Below are 18,212 nucleotides of genomic sequence, written 5' to 3' on the forward strand. Positions count from 1 at the left end.
CAACCGCTATCGCGAGCAAGCCCGCTCCCACAGGGGGTATGCGGTGGTCCTTAGATCCCGGCCAAGGCCAGATCCATCGCAAAGTATGTAAAGATCAGGTCTGCCCCGGCCCGCTTGATCGCCCCCAGGCTCTCGCGCACCACACGGTCTTCATCGATGGCCCCGGCCTGGGCGGCAAACTTGATCATCGCGTACTCACCACTCACCTGATAGGCCGACAGCGGCAGGCGCGAGGCTTCGCGGATGTCGCGGATGATGTCCAGGTACGCACCGGCCGGTTTGACCATCAGCGCATCGGCGCCTTCCTGTTCGTCGAGCAACGATTCGCGCACCGCTTCACGGCGATTCATCGGGTTCATCTGGTAGCTTTTACGGTCGCCCTTGAGCGCACTGCCGCCCGCCTCGCGGAACGGGCCATAGAGCGCCGAGGCGAATTTGGTCGAATAAGCCATGATCGCCGTCTGGGTAAACCCGGCGGCATCGAGCGCCCGGCGAATCGCCTGGACCTGCCCGTCCATCGCCGCCGAGGGGGCGATCACGTCGGCACCGGCACGGGCCGCCGCGACGGCTTGCCTGCCGAGGTTGATCAGGGTCTGGTCGTTGTCGACTTCATGGTTGTGCAGCACGCCGCAATGGCCGTGGTCGGTGTACTCGCAAAAACAGGTGTCGGACATCACGATCATTTCCGGCACCGCGTCCTTGGCGATGCGCGACATGCGCGAGACCAGGCCGTCATCGCGCCAGGTGTCGCTGCCGCTGCTGTCCAGGTGATGAGACACGCCGAAGGTCATCACCGACTTGATCCCGGCACGGGCGTAGCGCTCGATCTCGCCGGCCAGTTTCGACTCGGGAATGCGCATCACGCCCGGCATGCTTTTGATCGGCACGAAGTCGTCGATTTCTTCTTCGACGAAAATTGGCAACACCAGGTCGTTCAGGCTGAACTCGGTCTCCTGGAACAGGCTGCGCAGGCTCGCATTGCGGCGCAGACGGCGTGGGCGTGCTTCGGGGAACTGACTGGACATGGGTATTCCTGGATTTCAGAGGACGAGACGAATGTCGTAGGGAGACAAAGCTTATGCCCTGCGCGGCGCGGGGCACAAACCCTGGGTAATCAACAAACTCTTGCAGGCTGGGCAACAATCCCTGCAACCAACCTATTACCCTGTGGGAGCGGGCTTGCCCGCGATAGCGGTGGGTCAGTCGATATAAATGCTGACTGACACTACGCCATCGCGGGCAAGCCCGCTCCCACAGGGGATGGAGTTCAACCTGAAACGGGACTTGGAATCTGCAGCCCGCGCACCACCGCCGGCCGCGCCAGGAAACGCTCCAGCACCCGCGTGACGTTAGGGAAGTTCTGGATGCCCACCAGATCGCCAGCCTCATAGAAGCCGATCAGGTTGCGCACCCACGGGAAGGTAGCGATGTCGGCGATGGTGTAGCGCTCGCCCATGATCCAGTCGCGCCCTTGCAGCCTGCCGTCGAGCACTTTAAGCAGGCGTCTGCTTTCCTCGACGTAGCGGTCACGGGGGCGCTTGTCTTCGTAGTCCTTGCCGGCGAATTTGTTGAAAAACCCGAGCTGGCCGAACATAGGGCCGATGCCGCCCATCTGGAACATCAGCCACTGGATCGTTTCGTAGCGCGCTGCCGACTCCTGGGCCAGCAGTTGTCCGCTCTTGTCGGCCAGGTAGATCAGGATCGCCCCGGATTCGAACAGTGCCAGCGGCTTGTCGTCCGGACCGTGGGGGTCGAGGATCGCCGGGATCTTGTTGTTGGGATTGAGGGAAAGAAATTCCGGGGACATCTGATCGTTGGTGTCGAAGCCTACCCGGTGAGGTTCATACGGCAGGCCGATCTCTTCGAGCATGATCGAGACCTTGACGCCGTTGGGGGTTGGCAAGGAGTACAGCTGAATCCACTCCGGGTACTGGGCAGGCCATTTGCGGGTGATGGGGAATGCGGACAGATCGGTCATGGGCGGGATCCACGAAGACATTGAGAGCGACGATCATAATGTAGATATCGGCTCAGCGAGCCCTTGACGCCATTAATCTGGCTGATAGGCAAGATCAAAAGAGATCACGACTGTTTCAACGCCATCCGGTGTAGCGTGTCCACAATAGTGCAACATCCTGTCGATAACCTTCGCTGCAAACCCTTGAAGGTTACCGGTACATTGCCGCGCACTCGGCCGGAATCGAACCAAACGGGTTCAGGGGACTCTGAGCACCACCCCTTTGGAAACGGACCGGCTTCAATGACATGGAAAACACCCGACGCAGGACAATCGTGGTGTAAAGGTTTGTCAGCCTTAACCGAATTGCGCTGAAGACACCTTTACTCATGAATCTGTTCAATTTTGCCAAACGCTTTAAACATCGTGCTTACCTTTTATTGCCCGCCCTCTTGGTGGTCAGCGCGTTGTTCCTGTCGCTGGAATCCGGCCTGAGTCGCGCCCACCCAATGGATGGCACCCAGACGCTGGTTTTCCTGCGCCACGGGGAAAAACCCGACGGTGGTCTGGGCCAGCTCAATTGCCAGGGACTGAACCGCGCCATCGACCTGGCCACGCTACTGCCGGAAAAGTTCGGCAAGGCCAACTATGTGTTCGCGGCGAACCCGACCCGTAACGTCGAGGAAGGCGAGTTCGACAATTCCTACAGTTACATCCGCCCCCTGATGACCATCAGCCCCAGTGCCATCAAGCTGGGCCTGCCGGTGAACATCAATTTTTCCGCCAATGACACCAGTGACCTGGCGAATGAACTGATCCACGACAAGTATCACAACGCGGTCATCTACACGGCCTGGTCCCATGGCTACCTGCCGGAGCTGATCAACAAGGTGGCCGGCGACGCCACCGGCAAGAAAATGACCATCACGGATGACTGGGAGTCCAGCGACTACGATTCGCTGTATGTGCTGACCCTGACATGGCACAACGGCAAGGCCAGTTTGCAGAGCCATGTGTACAAGCAAGGTCTGGATAATGGTGCTGAAACTTGCCCGACCTGAGGTTTTGCGTTACTTGATCGGGCCTCTTCGCGAGCAAGCCCGCTCCCACATTGAATCAGCGCTGGTCGCAAAATTTGTGTTCGCTGGAGATCGAATGTGGGAGCGGGCTTGCTCGCGAAGGGGCCGGAAAAAGTACCCTCAACCCTTCTGATTCACTCGCTCGCGCAGATACTCGAGAACCGCCCCCCGCTCCCCGGCAAACTCGATCCGCGCGTCTTTCTTTTCCCGCTGAAACGCGTACATCGGATCGTAATACTCACTCAGCAGCCCTTCGATCCAGCCCCGGTGCAGATCCACCGCGCCACTGCGGGCTTGCTCGGCCAACGCATCCTCCATCAAGACCAGCATGCGCCGATGACGTTCACCGCCCAGGCGTTTCTGCACATTGTTCAGGCTCGCCAGCAAGCGCTCGGAAAACAACGCAAAACCGTCATCGCCATGCACGTCGATGAATTCGGCGCACAGATCCACCACGTAATCGCGCAGGATCCGCTCGACCCGACCTTCCAGGCTGTCTTCCAGCCAGACCATCGGAAATTGCTGCATGCCCTGGTACAACGGCAACGGCAGCGCACAACTGCCCACCGCACGGCTTTCGTCTTCCAGTACGAACTGCTCGATGCCCCGGGCGCGTTTTTTCAGCACGTCGATGGCCAAGCGGTTTTCGAAGTCGATATTCGAGGGTTGGCCCGTTGCGCGCTTGCCGAAACTGGAGCCGCGATGGTTGGCATGGCCTTCAAGGTCCACGGCGTTGCCCAGTTGCGTGAGCACCTCGGTCTTGCCGGTGCCGGTCATGCCGCCCAGCAGGACGAAATCACACTGGGTCACGGCTTGATCGAGGGTGTCCAGCAGGAAGGTGCGCATGGCCTTGTAGCCGCCGCCCACCCGTGGATAGTCGATACCGGCCTCGTCCTTGAGCCATTGCTGGACTATCTGCGAGCGCAGGCCGCCGCGAAAGCAATACAGCAAGCCATCCGGATGCGCCCGGGCAAAATCGGCCCAGGCCTGGATGCGTTCGGCCTTGACCGCGCCCGACACCAGTTGATGCCCCAGCACGATGGCCGCTTGCTGGCCGTGCTGCTTGTAGCAGGTGCCGACCCGCTGGCGTTCATGGTCATTCATCAACGGCAGGTTGATCACACCGGGAAACGCGCCCTTGTTGAACTCGACAGGCGCGCGGGCGTCCATCATTGGCCGGTCGTTGAGGAAGATGTCGCGGTAATCAGTGCAGTCGACGAACATCAAAACACCTCGACTGCGTTGCTCTGTCGCTCGACCAGTTCACCGATCGGTTCCAGGCTCAGGCCCAGTTCGGCGGCCACCGAGAGGAATTGCTCGTTGCCTTCAGGCGTCACGGCAATCAGCAGGCCGCCGCTGGTCTGCGGGTCGCAGAGCACACGTTTGTGCAGCTCCTGAAGGCGTCCGAGCTTGCTGGCGTAGCTGTCGAAATTGCGCAGTGTCCCACCCGGTACGCAGCCCTGTTCCAGGTAATACTCGACCCCCGGCAGGCGCGGTACACGGTCATATTCAATGCGCGCCGTGAGCTGGCTGCCGTCGGCCATTTCCACCAGGTGCCCGAGCAGGCCGAAACCGGTGACATCGGTCATCGCGGTTACGCCGGCGAGCTTGCCGAAACGGCTGCCGGGTTTGTTCAAGGTGCACATCCAGTCCCGGGCCAGGCCGATGTCGGCATGACGCAACTTGCCCTTTTTCTCGGCGGTCGTAAGGATGCCGATCCCCAGGGGTTTGGTGAGATAGAGCAGGCAACCGGCGGTGGCGGTGTCGTTGCGCTTCATGTGGCGCTTTTCCACCAGACCGGTGACGGCCAGGCCAAAGATCGGTTCTGGCGCGTCGATGGAGTGCCCGCCTGCCAGCGGGATGCCCGCCTCGTCACACACCGAACGACCGCCGCGTATCACTTCCCGGGCAACTTCCGGCGCCAGCACGTTCACCGGCCAGCCCAGAATCGCAATCGCCATCAATGGGTCACCGCCCATGGCGTAGATGTCGCTGATGGCATTGGTGGCGGCAATTCGGCCGAAATCGAAGGGATCGTCGACGATCGGCATGAAAAAATCCGTGGTCGAGACCACGCCGCGTTCCTCATCGATCGCATACACCGCCGCGTCATCGCGCGAGGCATTGCCGACCCAAAGCTTCGGGTCGAGGTTCTGCGCCCCGCTGCCGGCCAGGATCACTTCCAGCACCTGGGGGGAAATCTTGCAACCGCAACCGGCGCCGTGGCTGTATTGGGTCAGGCGAATCGGCTCGCTCATTGGGGGTACCTCATTGGGTCAATGGGGCCGATTCTAGCAGAGCGAGGCACGCACAAGGCGTTGCACAGCCACGGACTTTGTGGGAGCGAGCCTGCTCGCGAAAACGGTGTGCCAGTCGCATCATTGCTGGATGTGCCGCCGTCTTCGCGAGCAGGTCGGATCGCCGCACCGTCGCTCCCACATTGATCGCAGTTAAGGCAGCAGAATCACCTTGTCACCGCTGCCTTGATTCACTTCGGCATAACGCTCCAGGCCTTCCGCCAATGGCGACTCGAACAAGCCTTGTGGCAGAGGCAACAAATCCTGATCGAAGAACCGGCCGAACTGGTCGAGCATCGCCGCACACGCCTGCACGCCGTACAGCAGCGAGTTGATTCCCACCACCGAGCCACCCTTGCGATACAACGCCAGGGCCGGCAACTGCACGTGACCGTCCACGGGGGCCGCGATGATCGCGATGCGGCCGAACGCGGCCAGGGCGGGTACCGAGGCCGGCAGCCAGAAACCGGTGGTGTCGAAAATCACGTCGGCACCGCCGGCATAGACCGCGTTGACCTGTGCGCCCAAATCTTCAGGTTTATCCAGTTGCAGGGTTTGATAACCCTGATCCTGCAAGTCCTTGACCTGTTCCCGACGTCGGGCGGCCGCCAGCACCCGGGCACCGCGCACCTTGGCCAAGGCCAGCGCGGCACTGCCGACTGCCCCGCCACCAATGACCAACAATCGGGTTTCGGCCGTCACCAGGCTGCGTTCCAGTGCGTCCCACGCCGTGGTGTACGGCACACCGAGGCTGGCGGCCTGGGCGAAGCTCAAATGCGTGGGTTTGAGCGCCACGCCGTTGGCCGGCAGTTTGACGAATTGCGCGTGGGAACCGTCGGCGAAAAAGCCCAGTTCCTTGCCCGTGCCCCAGACTTCCTGACCGATCAGCGCCTGCGGGCCGGCCACGACAACCCCGGCAAAGTCACGACCGGGAATCCGCGGCAAGGTGGTGTAGGGAAAACGCCCCAGCACGTTCTTCACATCGCTGGGGTTGAGGCCGGCGGCCTTGATCTGGACCAGCACTTCATCGGCGCCGGGCACAGGCGTAGGCACCTCGACGTAGCGCAGGGCCGAGAGATCACCGGTTTTATCGAATTGCAGAGCTTTCATGGGCGTATCCATCGAGTCGAAAAGGGTTCAGGAGATCCAGCCAGCCACCAGCCCCCGCCCCATCGGCCAGAGCTTTTCGCCAGCGAGCATGCCGAGCAGGCCCGCCAGCGCGATGGCCGGGGGTGCGGGGGAACGAAAATCCAGGGCGCCGTAGAGCAGACCGACGCCCAGACCGATGGCCAGTGACACGAGGTAGTTCATGGCAGACTCCAGGGGCAATTGAGGTATGCGCCGAGTCTAGAGGGCGACGCCTGCGAGCATCGGCCAAGTGCTTCTGAATTTCGGCCAAAGCCTGGCCTCGGCGAATTCAGTCCTGGCGTTGCGCCGCCGGAAACTGCGAAGGGGCAACGCCCAGCTCACGGCGAAACATGTCGCTGAAGCTGCTCGGCGAATAGCCCAGCTCCCGGGCAATCGCGCTGACCGGTACGCCCTGGATCAGCTCGGCCACCGCCGTCGCCAGTTGCACCTGACGCCGCCACTCGGCGAAGCCCATGCCCAAAACGTCCTTGAACAACCGCGCCAGGGTCCGCACGCTGGCACCGGCGGTTTCTGCATGCTGCTCGAACGAGATATCCAGCGACGGCGCGGCCATGACCGCCTGACACAAATTCATCAATCGCCGGTCAGAATCGTCCGGCAGCGGGATTTTCAGCAGCGAACGCCTGGCGCCTGAGCTCCAGCAACGCCAAGCCCACCAGCGCGTCGTAATACTCGGGCGGCCCGTCGTTGCCCTGCTCCACCAGACCGACGATCAGTTCGCGCAGCAAGCCGCCGACCTCGATCACCTGAACGCTGTCATCCAGGGTCGCCGCCAAAGTAGGTCGCAGGTAGATATTGCGCATTTGCAGGTCCGAGACCACGCGTATTCCGTGGGGTACCCCCGGCGGCAACCACACCGCCCGCTGCGGCGGCACCACCAGTGCCTCGTGCGGCGTCTCGACCCACATCACCCCGCTCATCGCATACAGCAATTGCCCCCACACATGCTCGTGGGGCTCGATGAACAGCCCACGCGGATAGGTCCGCGCCAGCGGTTGCACCGGCACATCGGTATCACTCAAGTCGGGAGGGGCTGCGAGGGCCATGGTCAATGTTCATTGGGGGTACGGGAAGTTTCCATGGTAACGGGGCGCCGAACTTGTCGCCAGCAACCGCCGTCTACCGACAATCAGAGTGAATTTTCCTGATGGCACGCGATCCTTTTATGTACAACAGGGAGGAATCGGGGCTTTATGAACAGTGCAAAATTATTCGTCATCGAGTACACCCTCCACGGCGCTCAGAAATCATTCATCATCCGCCTGGAAAAATTGGATAACGCAGAAGCCTGGCATTGGGCGAGCTGTGATGCGGGGGTGGGGCGAATCCCCCGATTCGGACGCGAGAAGGTGCAAAAGACCAGCAAGCCGATGGCTGAAAAATTCGGCGTGGAAAACGTCAAGTGGCGGCCGGCGAACTAATATCCGGTAACCATCAGGTTCGGGGGAAGGGATATGAGCACAACACCCGTCTACAGCCCTGCGCAGCTGGACTACGGTCTGGACACGCCGACCGGCCGCACCACCAAAAGCGTCGAGTGCCGGATCGGACTGGAACAGGTCGAAAATGACCCCTTCTGCTTCGCCATACGCGTCCCGGCACCACTGCCGGAAGATCTGGAGCAAGCCAGGACCCTGGTGCTGCGGGTCGAAGGACGGCGCTTGCAGGGCACCGTGCGCCACAGCGAACGCCTGGAAGATGACAGTCTCAGGCTGGAAGTGGAGCCGGACTAGGCTCCACTTTTTATAGCTTGTCGCGAATGCCGTCAGCCATGGGAGCACTTGCAGCCTTTATGAGCGCACTCCTCGCCGTGCTCATGGTGTTTGGCGCAGGCTTCACAGCAGTAATGCTTGCCGTGACGGGCAATCGGATGTTCACCGAGTTTGCAGGTACATTTCGGACAATCGCAGATACTTTCAGGGTCAATCATGGGTCTGACTCCTCTTGTGTGGTCGCCAGTGCTCAAATGCACACCGTAAGTGTAGGAGCTACCGCAGGCTGCGATCTTTTGTGGCGAGGGAGCTTGCTCCCGCTTGAGTGCGTAGCGCTCACAGATTTCTGGGGCCGCTGCGCAGCCCGGCGCGAGCAAGCTCGCTCGCCACAAAAAGTTGTTCTGTCAGATACGGAACTGCCCGACCAGACTGCCCAGGCGCTGACCGAGGTCGGCCAGGCTGCGTGTAGTCTGCGCGCCAAGTTGGGTTTCGTCCGCGACGCTGTCCACCGCCACGGCAATCTGATGCACGCTGCGATTGATCTCTTCGGCCACGGCGGTCTGTTCTTCGGCGGCACTGGCGATCTGCGCGTTCATCGAATTGATGGTCGCGATCAGCTGCGCCATGGCGTCCAGCGAAGCCCCCGCCTCGTTGGCCTGGGCCGAGGTGCCGTCGCCGGCCTCGCTGGAGCTACGCATCGCCTCCACCGCCGACCGGGTGCCGGCCTGCAAGCGGTCGATCATGCCCTGGATTTCCTGGGTGCTGATTTGCGTGCGGCTGGCCAGCGCCCGCACTTCATCGGCCACCACCGCAAAGCCGCGCCCGGCCTCACCGGCGCGGGCGGCTTCGATGGCCGCGTTGAGCGCCAGCAGGTTGGTCTGCTCCGCAATCGAGCGAATCACCCCGAGCACGCTGACAATCGACGACACGTCTTTTTGCAGGCTGTCCAGGGACACGCCGCTGCTGCGGATGTCGTCCACCAGCGCATGGATCTTCTCGATGCTGCCGGCCACCACGCGCTTGGCTGCCTGCCCTTCTTCGTCGGTCTGCTGGGCGGCGACCGCGGCGCTCTGCGCGCTCTTGGCCACTTCCTGGGCTGCCGCCGACATTTGGTTGATCGCCGTGGCCACCTGATCGGTCTCATGGCGCTGACGCTCCATGGCCTGGTCCGAGCGATTGGCCTGGTCGGACACCTGATTCACCAGCCCGGTCAGTTGAGAGGTCATTTCGGCGATCTGCCGTACCAAACCGTGGATCTTGTCGACGAAACGGTTGAACGAGCCGGCCAGTTCACCGAGTTCGTCCTGGCTGGTGATGGTCAGGCGGCGGGTCAGGTCGCCCTCGCCTGCCGCGATGTCGTCGAGGTTGGCTTTCATCAAATGCAGCGGACGCAGAATGGTGTTGGCCAGCAGCATCCCCGCGGCAGCGATCACCAACAGCACCACGACCGCCACGCCGACGATGCTCAGCACCATGCCTTGCATGCGCTCCTGGACCTTGGCTTCGACCACGGCCACTTGTGCTTCGATGCCGTCGAGGTTGACCGAGGTGCCGACCGCCATGTCCCACTTCGGCAGGTATTCGGTGTAACCGAGCTTGGGCACCAGCACCTGGGTATTGCCGGGCAATGTCGAGCTGTATTGCAGGTAGTGCGTACCGTCCCTGGCGACTTTCACCAGGTCGCGGTTGACGTAGACACCGTTCGGGTCGCGGTTGTCCTTGAAGCTCTGGCCCACGCCTTCGGGGCTGTTGGCCTTGAACAGGCGCACGGTGTTGGAGTCGTAGCCGAAGAAGTAGCCGTCCTTGCCATAGGTGATGCTCGACAGCAGCTTGATCACCTGGGCCCGCGCCGCCTCATCGCCGGGGGCAGCGGCGTCGTAGAGCGGTTTGATCGTGGTCATGGCCACGGCCACGTAGCTTTGCAGGGTCGCCTTGGCATCGCCGAGCAGGCGCTCGCGGGTCTGCTCGACTTCCTTGCGCGCCTGATCCTGCAGAATGAACAGCGTGGTCAGGCTGATGACCAGCGCAAACAGCAACACCGGGAGGACGGCAAGGGACAGGACTTTGGCCTTGAGGCTCATGCGCATGACGTTCACTCTTTTGATTTTGTTGGCGTGGTTAAAAGCTTTAACGGCACGCCGAGGCAAAAGTTGAACGCGGTCATTGAGGACACTGGTGATCCCTTGTGGGAGCGAGCCTGCTCGCGAAAGCGGTATGTCAGACACATCGATGCTGGATGTGCCGCCTTCGCGAGCAGGCTCGCTCCCACAGGTGCTCCGGGGGTTACAGCACCATCGCCGCCACCCAGCCAAACGCCAGCAACGGCAGGTTGTAGTGCAGGAAGGTCGGGACCACGGTGTCCCAGATGTGGTGGTGCTGGCCGTCGATGTTCAAGCCGGAAGTCGGGCCCAGGGTCGAGTCCGAAGCCGGCGAACCGGCGTCGCCCAAGGCTCCGGCCGTGCCGACGATGCACACGATCGCCAACGGGCTGAAGCCCAGTTGCACGCACAACGGCACGAAGATCGCCGCCAGGATCGGCACGGTGGAGAATGACGAGCCGATACCCATGGTCACCAGCAACCCCACCAGCAACATCAGCAAGGCGCCAATGCCTTTGCTGTGATCGATGTACGACGCCGACGACTCGACCAGCGTCTGCACCTCACCGGTGGCCTTCATCACTTCGGCAAACCCGGAGGCGGCGATCATGATGAAGCCGATCATCGCCATCATTTTCATGCCTTCGGTGAACAGGTCGTCGGTGTCGCGCCATTTGACGATGCCCGACACCGAGAAAATCAGGAAACCGGCCAGCGCACCGATGATCATCGAATCGAGCAACAACTGAATAATGAATGCCGCCGCGATGGCCACACCGGCCACCATCAGGCTCAGCGGGTTGTATTGCACCGCCACTTGCTCGACCTGTTCGATCTTCGCCAGGTCGTAGACACGCTTCTTGCGGTAGCTGACAAACGCAATCAGCAGGCCCGCCACCATGCCCAGGGCCGGAATGCCCATGGCGTGGGTCACGTTGATGCCGCTGATGTCCACGCCGCTGCGGGCGACGTTGGCCAGCAGGATCTCATTGAGGAAGATGTTGCCGAAGCCCACCGGCAGGAACATGTAGGGCGTGATCAGGCCGAAGGTCATGACGCAGGCAATCAGTCGACGGTCCAGTTGCAGCTTGGTCAACACGTAGAGAAGCGGCGGCACCAGCAACGGAATGAACGCGATATGTATCGGCAAGATGTTCTGCGAGGCGATGGCCACGACCCAGAGCAGGCCGATCAGCAGCCATTTGACCTGGCCACCGCCGCTGGCGTGCTGGCGATCGACCATGGCCAGGGCCTTGTCGGCCAGCGCATGGGCCATGCCGGACTTGGCAATGGCCACGGCGAAAGCACCGAGCAAAGCGTAGGACAAAGCCACCGTCGCCCCGCCGCCGAGGCCGCTGTTAAAAGCCTTGAGCGTCGCCTCGATCCCCAGGCCACCGGTCAAACCACCTACCAGCGCACCGACGATCAGGGCGATCACCACATGCACGCGGGACAGGCTGAGGATCAGCATGATGCCGACCGCGGCAATGACTGCATTCATTTCGTTACCTCGTGACAAACGGAAAGAGTCCATCCGGCAGTCTGCGAAAGCCGCCAGCGGATAAAAGGAATGGGTTTTATTAGAGGGCGCGCACTTTGCCGCAGAGTCAGCGTGGTGTCAAAGCTCGTGGGGCTCTGCGTGTGCAATGGATTGCGCTCCCACATTTGTTTCTGTGCGCTGCTCAATCAAATGATGGCGAGTGGATATCTGCCGGACCTTGATTATGCTTCACGGAACCTTGCAGCGTTTTCTGGCGTCAACCTGAATGCAAGCCCCGTAATCCGATGACATCAGCCCCAGGGCCTGGGTACGGTAAGTGTTGGTGGGAACTCCGGCCTACAACAAGAGCAAGACGGAGAATACTCATGGCAGCAATCGACAATGCAACCACGGGCAGCACGCCCAACCGCGGCCTCACCCGGGAGGAGCGCAAGGTCATTTTCGCCTCGTCCCTGGGCACCGTGTTCGAATGGTATGACTTCTACCTGTACGGCTCCCTCGCGGCGATCATCGCCAAACACTTCTTCGCCGGCGTCAACGAGACGACCTCCTTCATCTTCGCCCTGCTCGCCTTCGCCGCAGGCTTCGCCGTACGGCCCTTCGGCGCCATCGTGTTCGGTCGGCTGGGCGACATGATCGGGCGCAAACACACGTTCCTCATCACCATTGTGATCATGGGTATTTCCACGGCCGTGGTGGGTTTGCTGCCCGGCTATGCGAGCATCGGCGTCGCCGCGCCGATCATTCTGATCAGCCTGCGCCTGCTGCAGGGCCTGGCGCTGGGCGGTGAGTACGGCGGCGCAGCGACCTACGTGGCCGAACATGCACCCAAGGGCAAACGCGGCTTTTTCACCTCGTGGATCCAGACCACAGCAACCCTCGGCCTGTTTCTTTCACTGCTGGTGATCCTCGCCTGCCGCACCGCCCTGGGCACTGAAGCCTTCGAAGCCTGGGGCTGGCGGATTCCATTCCTGCTGTCGATCCTGCTGCTGATTATCTCGGTGTACATCCGCTTGCAGCTCAACGAGTCGCCGGTGTTCGTGAAAATGAAGGCCGAAGGCAAGTCTTCCAAGGCGCCGCTGACTGAATCCTTCGCACGCTGGGAGAACCTGAAGATCGTGATCATGGCCCTGCTCGGCGGCACCGCCGGCCAGGCGGTGGTCTGGTACACCGGGCAGTTCTATGCGCTGTTCTTCCTGTTGCAGACATTGAAGATCGACCCGCAGACCGCCAACCTGCTGATTGCCGGCTCACTGCTGATCGGTACGCCGTTCTTCGTCATTTTCGGCAGCCTGTCCGACCGCATCGGGCGCAAGGGCATCATCATGGCCGGCTGCATTATCGCGGCACTGACTTACTTCCCGATCTTCCATGCGTTGACCCAATACGGTAACCCCGACGTATTCATTGCGCAGGAGAAGAATCCGGTCACGGTAGTCGCCAATCCCGGCCAGTGCTCGTTCCAGTTCGACCCGGTGGGCAAGGCCAAATTCACCAGTTCCTGTGACCTGGCCAAGACCGTGCTGGCCAAAAAGGCCATCCCCTACAAGAACGTGAGCGCCGAGCCGGGCGCCGTTGCGCAGGTGCGCATTGGCGAGAAAGTGATCGAGAGCTTCGAGGGCACCGGCATGCCGGCTGCCGACTTCAAGGCCAAAAACGACGCCTTTACCGCCACCCTCGTCACCGCCCTCAAGGACGCCGGCTACCCCGAGAAGGCCGACCCGGCCAAGACCAACTACCCGATGGTGCTGTTGCTCCTGACCATCCTGGTGATCTATGTGACCATGGTCTACGGGCCGATTGCGGCCTGGCTGGTCGAACTATTCCCGGCACGCATCCGCTACACCTCGATGTCGCTTCCCTATCACATCGGCAATGGCTGGTTCGGTGGCTTCCTGCCGACGGTGGCGTTCGCCATGGTGGCGGCCACGGGGGATATCTACTACGGGCTGTGGTATCCGATTGTCATCGCGGTGATGACGGCCGTTCTCGGCACGTTCTTCCTGCCGGAAACCAAGGATCGGGAGATTCATCACACTTGATCGGCGCCGTCCCTGTGGGAGCGAGCCTGCTCGCGATAGCGGTGTGTCAGCCACAGTTAATGTCGACTGACATGGCCTCATCGCGAGCAGGCTCGCTCCCACAGGGTTCCTGGTGTGACTTCAAGTGTGTCTGGGCAACTCGATGACGACCTTCAACCCGCCCCACTCGCTTTCCAGCAACGACAGTTTGCCGCCCCAGCTATCGACGATGTCACGCACGATACCCAGCCCCAAACCATGCCCATGGGTTTGCTCATCCAGCCGCGTACCTCGGCCAAACACCTGATCGCGACGCTCTTCGGGAATGCCCGGGCCGTCATCTTCCACGCTGAGTTCAAAGCCCTCTGCAGTCTCGGCCACACTCAGGCGAACCTCGGCATCCGCCCATTTACAGGCGTTATCCAGCAGGTTGCCCAACAGCTCCAGCAGGTCTTCACGATCCCAGGGCAACTGCAGGCCGGCCGGTGCGCGATAGCTTAGCGCCAGGTGGTCGCCATGGATCATGTTCAGGGTGGCCAGCAACCCGGGGAGTTCGCCATCGCAATCAAACAGTGCGCCCGGCAACGCATCGCCGGACAACCGCGCACGATTGAGTTCGCGATTGAGCCGTTGCTCGACCTGTTGCAGTTGTTCCTTGAGGGTCTTGCGCAGTTGCGGATGCGCGTCGAGTTGCTCGCTTGAAGCCAGGCTCAACAGCACCGCCAGCGGGGTTTTCAAGGCGTGGCCGAGGTTGCCCAGGGCATTGCGTGAGCGCTTGAGGCTGTCCTCGGTGTGGGCCAGCAAGTGATTGATCTGCGCCACCAGTGGCTCCAGTTCCACTGGCACCTGATCGTCAAGTTGCGAGCGCTGGCCCTGTTGCAACTGCGCGATCTGCTCGCGAGCCTGCTCAAGCGGACGCAAGGCCCGGCGCACTGTAATCCGTTGCAGCAGCAGAATCAGCAGCAGCGCTGTCAAACCGAGGCCAAACCCGAGTTGTTGCATGCGCCGGAAGCTTTCGCGTATCGGCGTGTAATCCTCGGCGACACTGATGGAAATCGGCACGCCCGAACGTCGATAGTCCGTGCGCAACACCAGCAACTGTTGCCCTTCCGGCCCCAGTTGCAGGTTGCCGTGCAGGCCGGGGTGATCGAGCGCCGGCAGTTCCTGATCCCATAAGGAGCGGGAACGCCAGTGGCCGTCGGTGAAATCGATGCGGAAATAATGTCCGGAGAACGGCCGCTGATAAGCCGGTGACAGGCGTCGCTCATCCAGTTGCAAGCCTTGCGGCCCGCGCACCAGTGCCGCCAGCAGGTTCTCGCTGTCATTGCGCAACCCGGCTTCGAGGTAGCGCTGCAACCCCATTTCAAACAGCCACAGGCTGGTTTGCGCCAGCACCAGGCCAACGACCACCATCACGCTGATCAGGCCCAGGCTCAAGCGGCGCTGGATCGATCTCACCGGGCTTGCCCGCCGAACAGGTAGCCCTGGCCGCGACGGGTTTCAATCACACTTTTGCCCAGTTTGCGGCGCAAGTGGTTGACGTGGACTTCCAGCACATTGGAATCGCGCTCGGTTTCACCGTCGTAGAGGTGTTCGGCGAGGTGGCTTTTGGAGAGGATCTGCTCGGGGTGCAGCATGAAATAACGCAACAGGCGAAACTCCGCGGCGGTCAGCTGAATGTCTGCACCGTCGCGGACAACGCACTGGCGACCTTCGTCCAGATGCAGCCCGGCGGCCTTGAGCGTTGGCTGGTTGACCTGGCCATGGGAGCGGCGCAGCAACGCCTGGATGCGCAAAAACAGCTCTTCGGGATGGAATGGCTTGGTCAGATAATCGTCGGCGCCGGCCTTGAGGCCTTCGATGCGTTCGGCCCAGGAATCCCGGGCCGTCAGGATCAGCACCGGCGTCGCCAGACCCGCCGCGCGCCATTGCGCCAGCACCTCAAGCCCCGGCACGCCCGGCAAACCGAGGTCGAGGATGATCAGGTCGTAAGGTTCAGTACTGCCCTGATACACCGCATCGCGACCATCGGCCAACCAGTCCACCGCATAACCCTGGCGGTTGAGGCCGGCCAGCAGTTCGTCGGCCAGGGGCACATGGTCTTCCACCAGCAGCAAACGCATGGATCAGTCTTCCTTGTCTTTGAGTAAACGGCCGGTGGTGGCGTCGATGCCCAGTTCGCGGACCACACCTTCCGGGGTCAGCAACTCGACTTCATAAATGTAGACGTCGTGTTTTTCTTCAAGCTCGGCTTCCAGCAGTTTTGCCCCTGGGTAACGATCCATCGCCTGCAGCAGCAGCTGCTCCAGCGGCAGGATCACACCCTGTTGACGCAGGCGCAGGGCTTCATCCTGATCCAGGTCACGGGCCATCACTGCCGAGCAAAATGCCAGAAGCAGCAGCGCCATCCGGCGTGCGACACATCGATTGAGTAGAAACACCTTCATTACCAATCCTGATGATCCTTGAGTCACTGCCCGCTGACCGGGTCTAATTCCATGCCCAGTGCCAGTGGTGTGAGCTTCTCGAAAGCCACAATGGTACCAGCGATGCGCTATCCCAGCGTTGCGTCGGGGTCCAGGCGAGCCACCCTAACCCGCTGAACTTAATTGAATCTGAATTGCCATCATTGCTGACACCTCAGCCCGCTCCCACATAATCTGCCCGCTGAACAGACTTCGAGACTTTAATGACCGCCATCCACATCAAGTTCCCCTCCCTGACCCTCAAGGCCGGTCCGCGTGCTTTTGCGCGCATCCGGGACAACGGCTTGAACGCCGCCGACGTCGGCACCCTGCCTGGCGCTGCCGGCGGTCCGAAGGCGCTGGGGATTCAGGGTCTGGACCTGGCGCTGTTCGGCGAGTGGCTGCCGGCGGCACCACGAGAGCGCTCGCTGATTGGCGCATCGGTGGGTTCCTGGCGCTTCGCCAGCGCCTGCCTGCCGGACGCCGCCGAGGGCATCCGGCGTCTCGGGCAGCTATACACCGAGCAGAATTTCGCCAAGGGCGTGACCATGGCGCAGATCAGCCAGAGCTCACAGCGCATGCTCAATGACCTGCTCGACGGTCGCGATGCCGCGATCCTCGGCAACCACCAATACCGCCTGAACATCATGGTGGTGAAAAGCCACGGCCTGCTGGCCGACGATCATCGCGGCCGCCTCGGGCTGGGCCTGTCATCGGTCATCGCCGACAACCTGCGCGGCCGGGCGCGCCTGGCACGGCACTTCGAACGCCTGATCATCCACGACCCGCGCCTGGCGCCGCCGGTCAATGCCTTGACTGACTTCCCGTCGCGCTTCGTCGCCCTCAATGCCGGCAATTTGCGCCAGGCCCTGTTGGCATCAGGCTCTATCCCGATGGTGATGGAAGGCGTGCGTGACCTGCCGGGCGCCGGCGCCGGCACCTTCCGCGACGGCGGCCTTTTGGACTATCACCTGGACCTGCCCTACAACGGCAACAACATTGTGCTTTACCCACACTTCACCGACCGGGTGATCCCCGGCTGGTTCGACAAAACCCTGCCGTGGCGCCGCGCCTGCCCGGCTCGCTTGCAGAATGTGCTGTTGCTGGCGCCGTCAAAGGAATACCTGGCGCGCCTGCCCTACCGCAAACTGCCGGACCGTAATGACTTCAAGCGCTTCATGGGCGACGCCCCGAGCCGGCAGAAATACTGGCGCACGACCATGGACGAAAGCCGCCGCCTGGGCGACGAATTCCTCGAACTGGCCGCCAACGGTCGCCTCGGCGAGCGCTTGCTGACCCTTTAGTCAGGACAAACTGGTAAACTCGCCGCCTGCCCGAATCGCTGCGGCGAACGCCACCTGAACAGAGCTGAAAAACTGTGGAAATCTTCAAAGAATTTACCTTCGAATCCGCCCACCGCCTGCCCCACGTACCGGACGGCCACAAGTGCGGCCGCCTGCACGGTCACTCGTTCAAAGTGGCAATCCACCTGAGCGGCGATATCGACCCACACACCGGCTGGATCCGCGACTTCTCGGAAATCAAGGCGATCTTCAAGCCGCTGTACGAGCGCCTGGACCACAACTACCTGAACGACATTCCCGGCCTGGAAAACCCGACCAGCGAAGTGCTGGCCAAGTTTATCTGGCAGGAATTGAAGCCTCTGCTGCCGGAACTCAGCGCGATCCGTATCCACGAGACCTGCACCAGCGGTTGCATCTATCGCGGCGAGTAAGCCAGACATTACAAATAACCTGTGGGAGCGAGCCTGCTCGCGAAAGCGGTGTGTCAGACGACATGTACAGTGACTGACACTCCCTCTTCGCGATTAGGCTCGCTCCCACAGGGGAACAGCGTTTCGTCAGTGACATGAAAAACAGCCTTCATCGGCTGTTTTTTTATGCCTATGCTTTTTGCCTCTTCCCCCGCCAA

The 18,212-nt window shown here is 61.5% G+C and carries 18 protein-coding genes and 2 pseudogenes; 6 read left to right on the forward strand and 14 right to left on the reverse strand.

Features of this window, described 5'->3' with window-relative positions; translation table 11 throughout:
• Window positions 1–50 precede the first annotated feature (50 nt).
• Together hemB and AC3IT9_RS20025 are read right to left on the reverse strand one after the other, a co-directional pair.
• Window positions 51–1,025, reverse strand: a complete 975-nt coding sequence (gene hemB / locus AC3IT9_RS20020; protein ID WP_150759599.1) for a porphobilinogen synthase — start codon at window positions 1,023–1,025, stop codon at window positions 51–53.
• Between the two features lie 242 nt (window positions 1,026–1,267).
• Window positions 1,268–1,978: a glutathione S-transferase family protein gene (locus tag AC3IT9_RS20025; RefSeq protein WP_489270823.1), complete on the reverse strand. Its 711-nt coding sequence runs from the start codon at window positions 1,976–1,978 to the stop codon at window positions 1,268–1,270.
• Between the two features lie 368 nt (window positions 1,979–2,346).
• Between AC3IT9_RS20025 and AC3IT9_RS20030 the strand changes: the two genes are divergently transcribed.
• Window positions 2,347–3,018, forward strand: coding sequence for a histidine phosphatase family protein (locus tag AC3IT9_RS20030; protein WP_150753145.1), 672 nt, complete (start codon window positions 2,347–2,349; stop codon window positions 3,016–3,018).
• A 138-nt stretch (window positions 3,019–3,156) separates the two neighbouring features.
• Here AC3IT9_RS20030 and mnmH read toward each other — a convergent pair whose 3' ends face one another.
• From mnmH to AC3IT9_RS20055, 5 genes and pseudogenes are all read right to left on the reverse strand, one after another.
• The gene (mnmH, locus tag AC3IT9_RS20035) at window positions 3,157–4,260 is read right to left on the reverse strand and encodes a tRNA 2-selenouridine(34) synthase MnmH (RefSeq protein ID WP_489270824.1); all 1,104 of its coding nucleotides are present in this window, start codon (window positions 4,258–4,260) and stop codon (window positions 3,157–3,159) included.
• Entirely contained in the window at window positions 4,260–5,294 is a 1,035-nt protein-coding gene (selD, locus tag AC3IT9_RS20040; RefSeq protein ID WP_489270825.1) for a selenide, water dikinase SelD, read from the reverse strand. The genes mnmH and selD overlap by 1 nt, the downstream gene beginning before the upstream one ends.
• Window positions 5,295–5,486: 192 nt before the next feature.
• On the reverse strand, window positions 5,487–6,443 hold the full coding sequence (locus AC3IT9_RS20045) for a quinone oxidoreductase family protein (protein WP_489270826.1): 957 nt from the start codon (window positions 6,441–6,443) through the stop codon (window positions 5,487–5,489).
• Window positions 6,444–6,470: 27 nt separating this feature from the next.
• The gene (locus AC3IT9_RS20050; protein WP_150759595.1) at window positions 6,471–6,644 is read right to left on the reverse strand and encodes a DUF1427 family protein; all 174 of its coding nucleotides are present in this window, start codon (window positions 6,642–6,644) and stop codon (window positions 6,471–6,473) included.
• Window positions 6,645–6,750: 106 nt separating this feature from the next.
• A pseudogene (locus tag AC3IT9_RS20055) lies at window positions 6,751–7,528 on the reverse strand (AraC family transcriptional regulator).
• Between the two features lie 147 nt (window positions 7,529–7,675).
• On the opposite strand from AC3IT9_RS20055, the gene AC3IT9_RS20060 reads away from it, so the two are divergent.
• Entirely contained in the window at window positions 7,676–7,903 is a 228-nt protein-coding gene (locus AC3IT9_RS20060) for a DUF6555 family protein (RefSeq protein ID WP_150725797.1), read from the forward strand.
• A 33-nt stretch (window positions 7,904–7,936) separates the two neighbouring features.
• On the forward strand, window positions 7,937–8,215 hold the full coding sequence (locus AC3IT9_RS20065) for a hypothetical protein (protein ID WP_489270827.1): 279 nt from the start codon (window positions 7,937–7,939) through the stop codon (window positions 8,213–8,215).
• A gap of 32 nt (window positions 8,216–8,247) precedes the next feature.
• Here the strand turns inward: AC3IT9_RS20065 and AC3IT9_RS20070 are convergent, their stop codons facing one another.
• The 4 genes and pseudogenes from AC3IT9_RS20070 to AC3IT9_RS20085 all read right to left on the reverse strand — a co-directional run bounded on the left by AC3IT9_RS20070 (window position 8,248) and on the right by AC3IT9_RS20085 (window position 11,794).
• Window positions 8,248–8,412 carry a metallothionein gene (locus AC3IT9_RS20070; RefSeq protein WP_150753151.1) on the reverse strand — a complete coding sequence of 55 codons (165 nt, stop codon included), beginning with the start codon at window positions 8,410–8,412 and terminating at the stop codon, window positions 8,248–8,250.
• Between the two features lie 186 nt (window positions 8,413–8,598).
• Window positions 8,599–9,420 carry a methyl-accepting chemotaxis protein gene (locus AC3IT9_RS20075; RefSeq protein WP_489273532.1) on the reverse strand — a complete coding sequence of 274 codons (822 nt, stop codon included), beginning with the start codon at window positions 9,418–9,420 and terminating at the stop codon, window positions 8,599–8,601.
• 36 nt (window positions 9,421–9,456) lie between these two features.
• A pseudogene (locus AC3IT9_RS20080) lies at window positions 9,457–10,281 on the reverse strand (cache domain-containing protein); the annotation flags it as partial.
• A gap of 196 nt (window positions 10,282–10,477) precedes the next feature.
• Window positions 10,478–11,794, reverse strand: coding sequence for a Na+/H+ antiporter family protein (locus tag AC3IT9_RS20085; protein ID WP_150725793.1), 1,317 nt, complete (start codon window positions 11,792–11,794; stop codon window positions 10,478–10,480).
• Between the two features lie 365 nt (window positions 11,795–12,159).
• Here AC3IT9_RS20085 and AC3IT9_RS20090 point away from each other — a divergent pair, with 365 nt between their 5' ends.
• Window positions 12,160–13,836, forward strand: a complete 1,677-nt coding sequence (locus tag AC3IT9_RS20090) for an MFS transporter (RefSeq protein ID WP_150725792.1) — start codon at window positions 12,160–12,162, stop codon at window positions 13,834–13,836.
• A 120-nt stretch (window positions 13,837–13,956) separates the two neighbouring features.
• Here AC3IT9_RS20090 and AC3IT9_RS20095 read toward each other — a convergent pair whose 3' ends face one another.
• From AC3IT9_RS20095 to AC3IT9_RS20105, 3 genes are read right to left on the reverse strand one after another with little or no spacing between them, the layout of a single operon-like run.
• The gene (locus AC3IT9_RS20095) at window positions 13,957–15,273 is read right to left on the reverse strand and encodes a sensor histidine kinase (RefSeq protein WP_150759591.1); all 1,317 of its coding nucleotides are present in this window, start codon (window positions 15,271–15,273) and stop codon (window positions 13,957–13,959) included.
• The gene (locus tag AC3IT9_RS20100) at window positions 15,270–15,938 is read right to left on the reverse strand and encodes a response regulator transcription factor (RefSeq protein ID WP_150725790.1); all 669 of its coding nucleotides are present in this window, start codon (window positions 15,936–15,938) and stop codon (window positions 15,270–15,272) included. The genes AC3IT9_RS20095 and AC3IT9_RS20100 overlap by 4 nt, the downstream gene beginning before the upstream one ends.
• Window positions 15,939–15,941: 3 nt before the next feature.
• The gene (locus AC3IT9_RS20105; RefSeq protein ID WP_150725789.1) at window positions 15,942–16,262 is read right to left on the reverse strand and encodes a PepSY domain-containing protein; all 321 of its coding nucleotides are present in this window, start codon (window positions 16,260–16,262) and stop codon (window positions 15,942–15,944) included.
• A gap of 242 nt (window positions 16,263–16,504) precedes the next feature.
• On the opposite strand from AC3IT9_RS20105, the gene AC3IT9_RS20110 reads away from it, so the two are divergent.
• On the forward strand, window positions 16,505–17,584 hold the full coding sequence (locus AC3IT9_RS20110; RefSeq protein ID WP_489270829.1) for a patatin-like phospholipase family protein: 1,080 nt from the start codon (window positions 16,505–16,507) through the stop codon (window positions 17,582–17,584).
• Between the two features lie 74 nt (window positions 17,585–17,658).
• Window positions 17,659–18,015 carry a 6-carboxytetrahydropterin synthase QueD gene (gene queD, locus AC3IT9_RS20115; protein ID WP_108230296.1) on the forward strand — a complete coding sequence of 119 codons (357 nt, stop codon included), beginning with the start codon at window positions 17,659–17,661 and terminating at the stop codon, window positions 18,013–18,015.
• Window positions 18,016–18,212: the final 197 nt, after the last annotated feature.

Source organism: Pseudomonas sp. KH_046_1, from assembly GCF_057839025.1.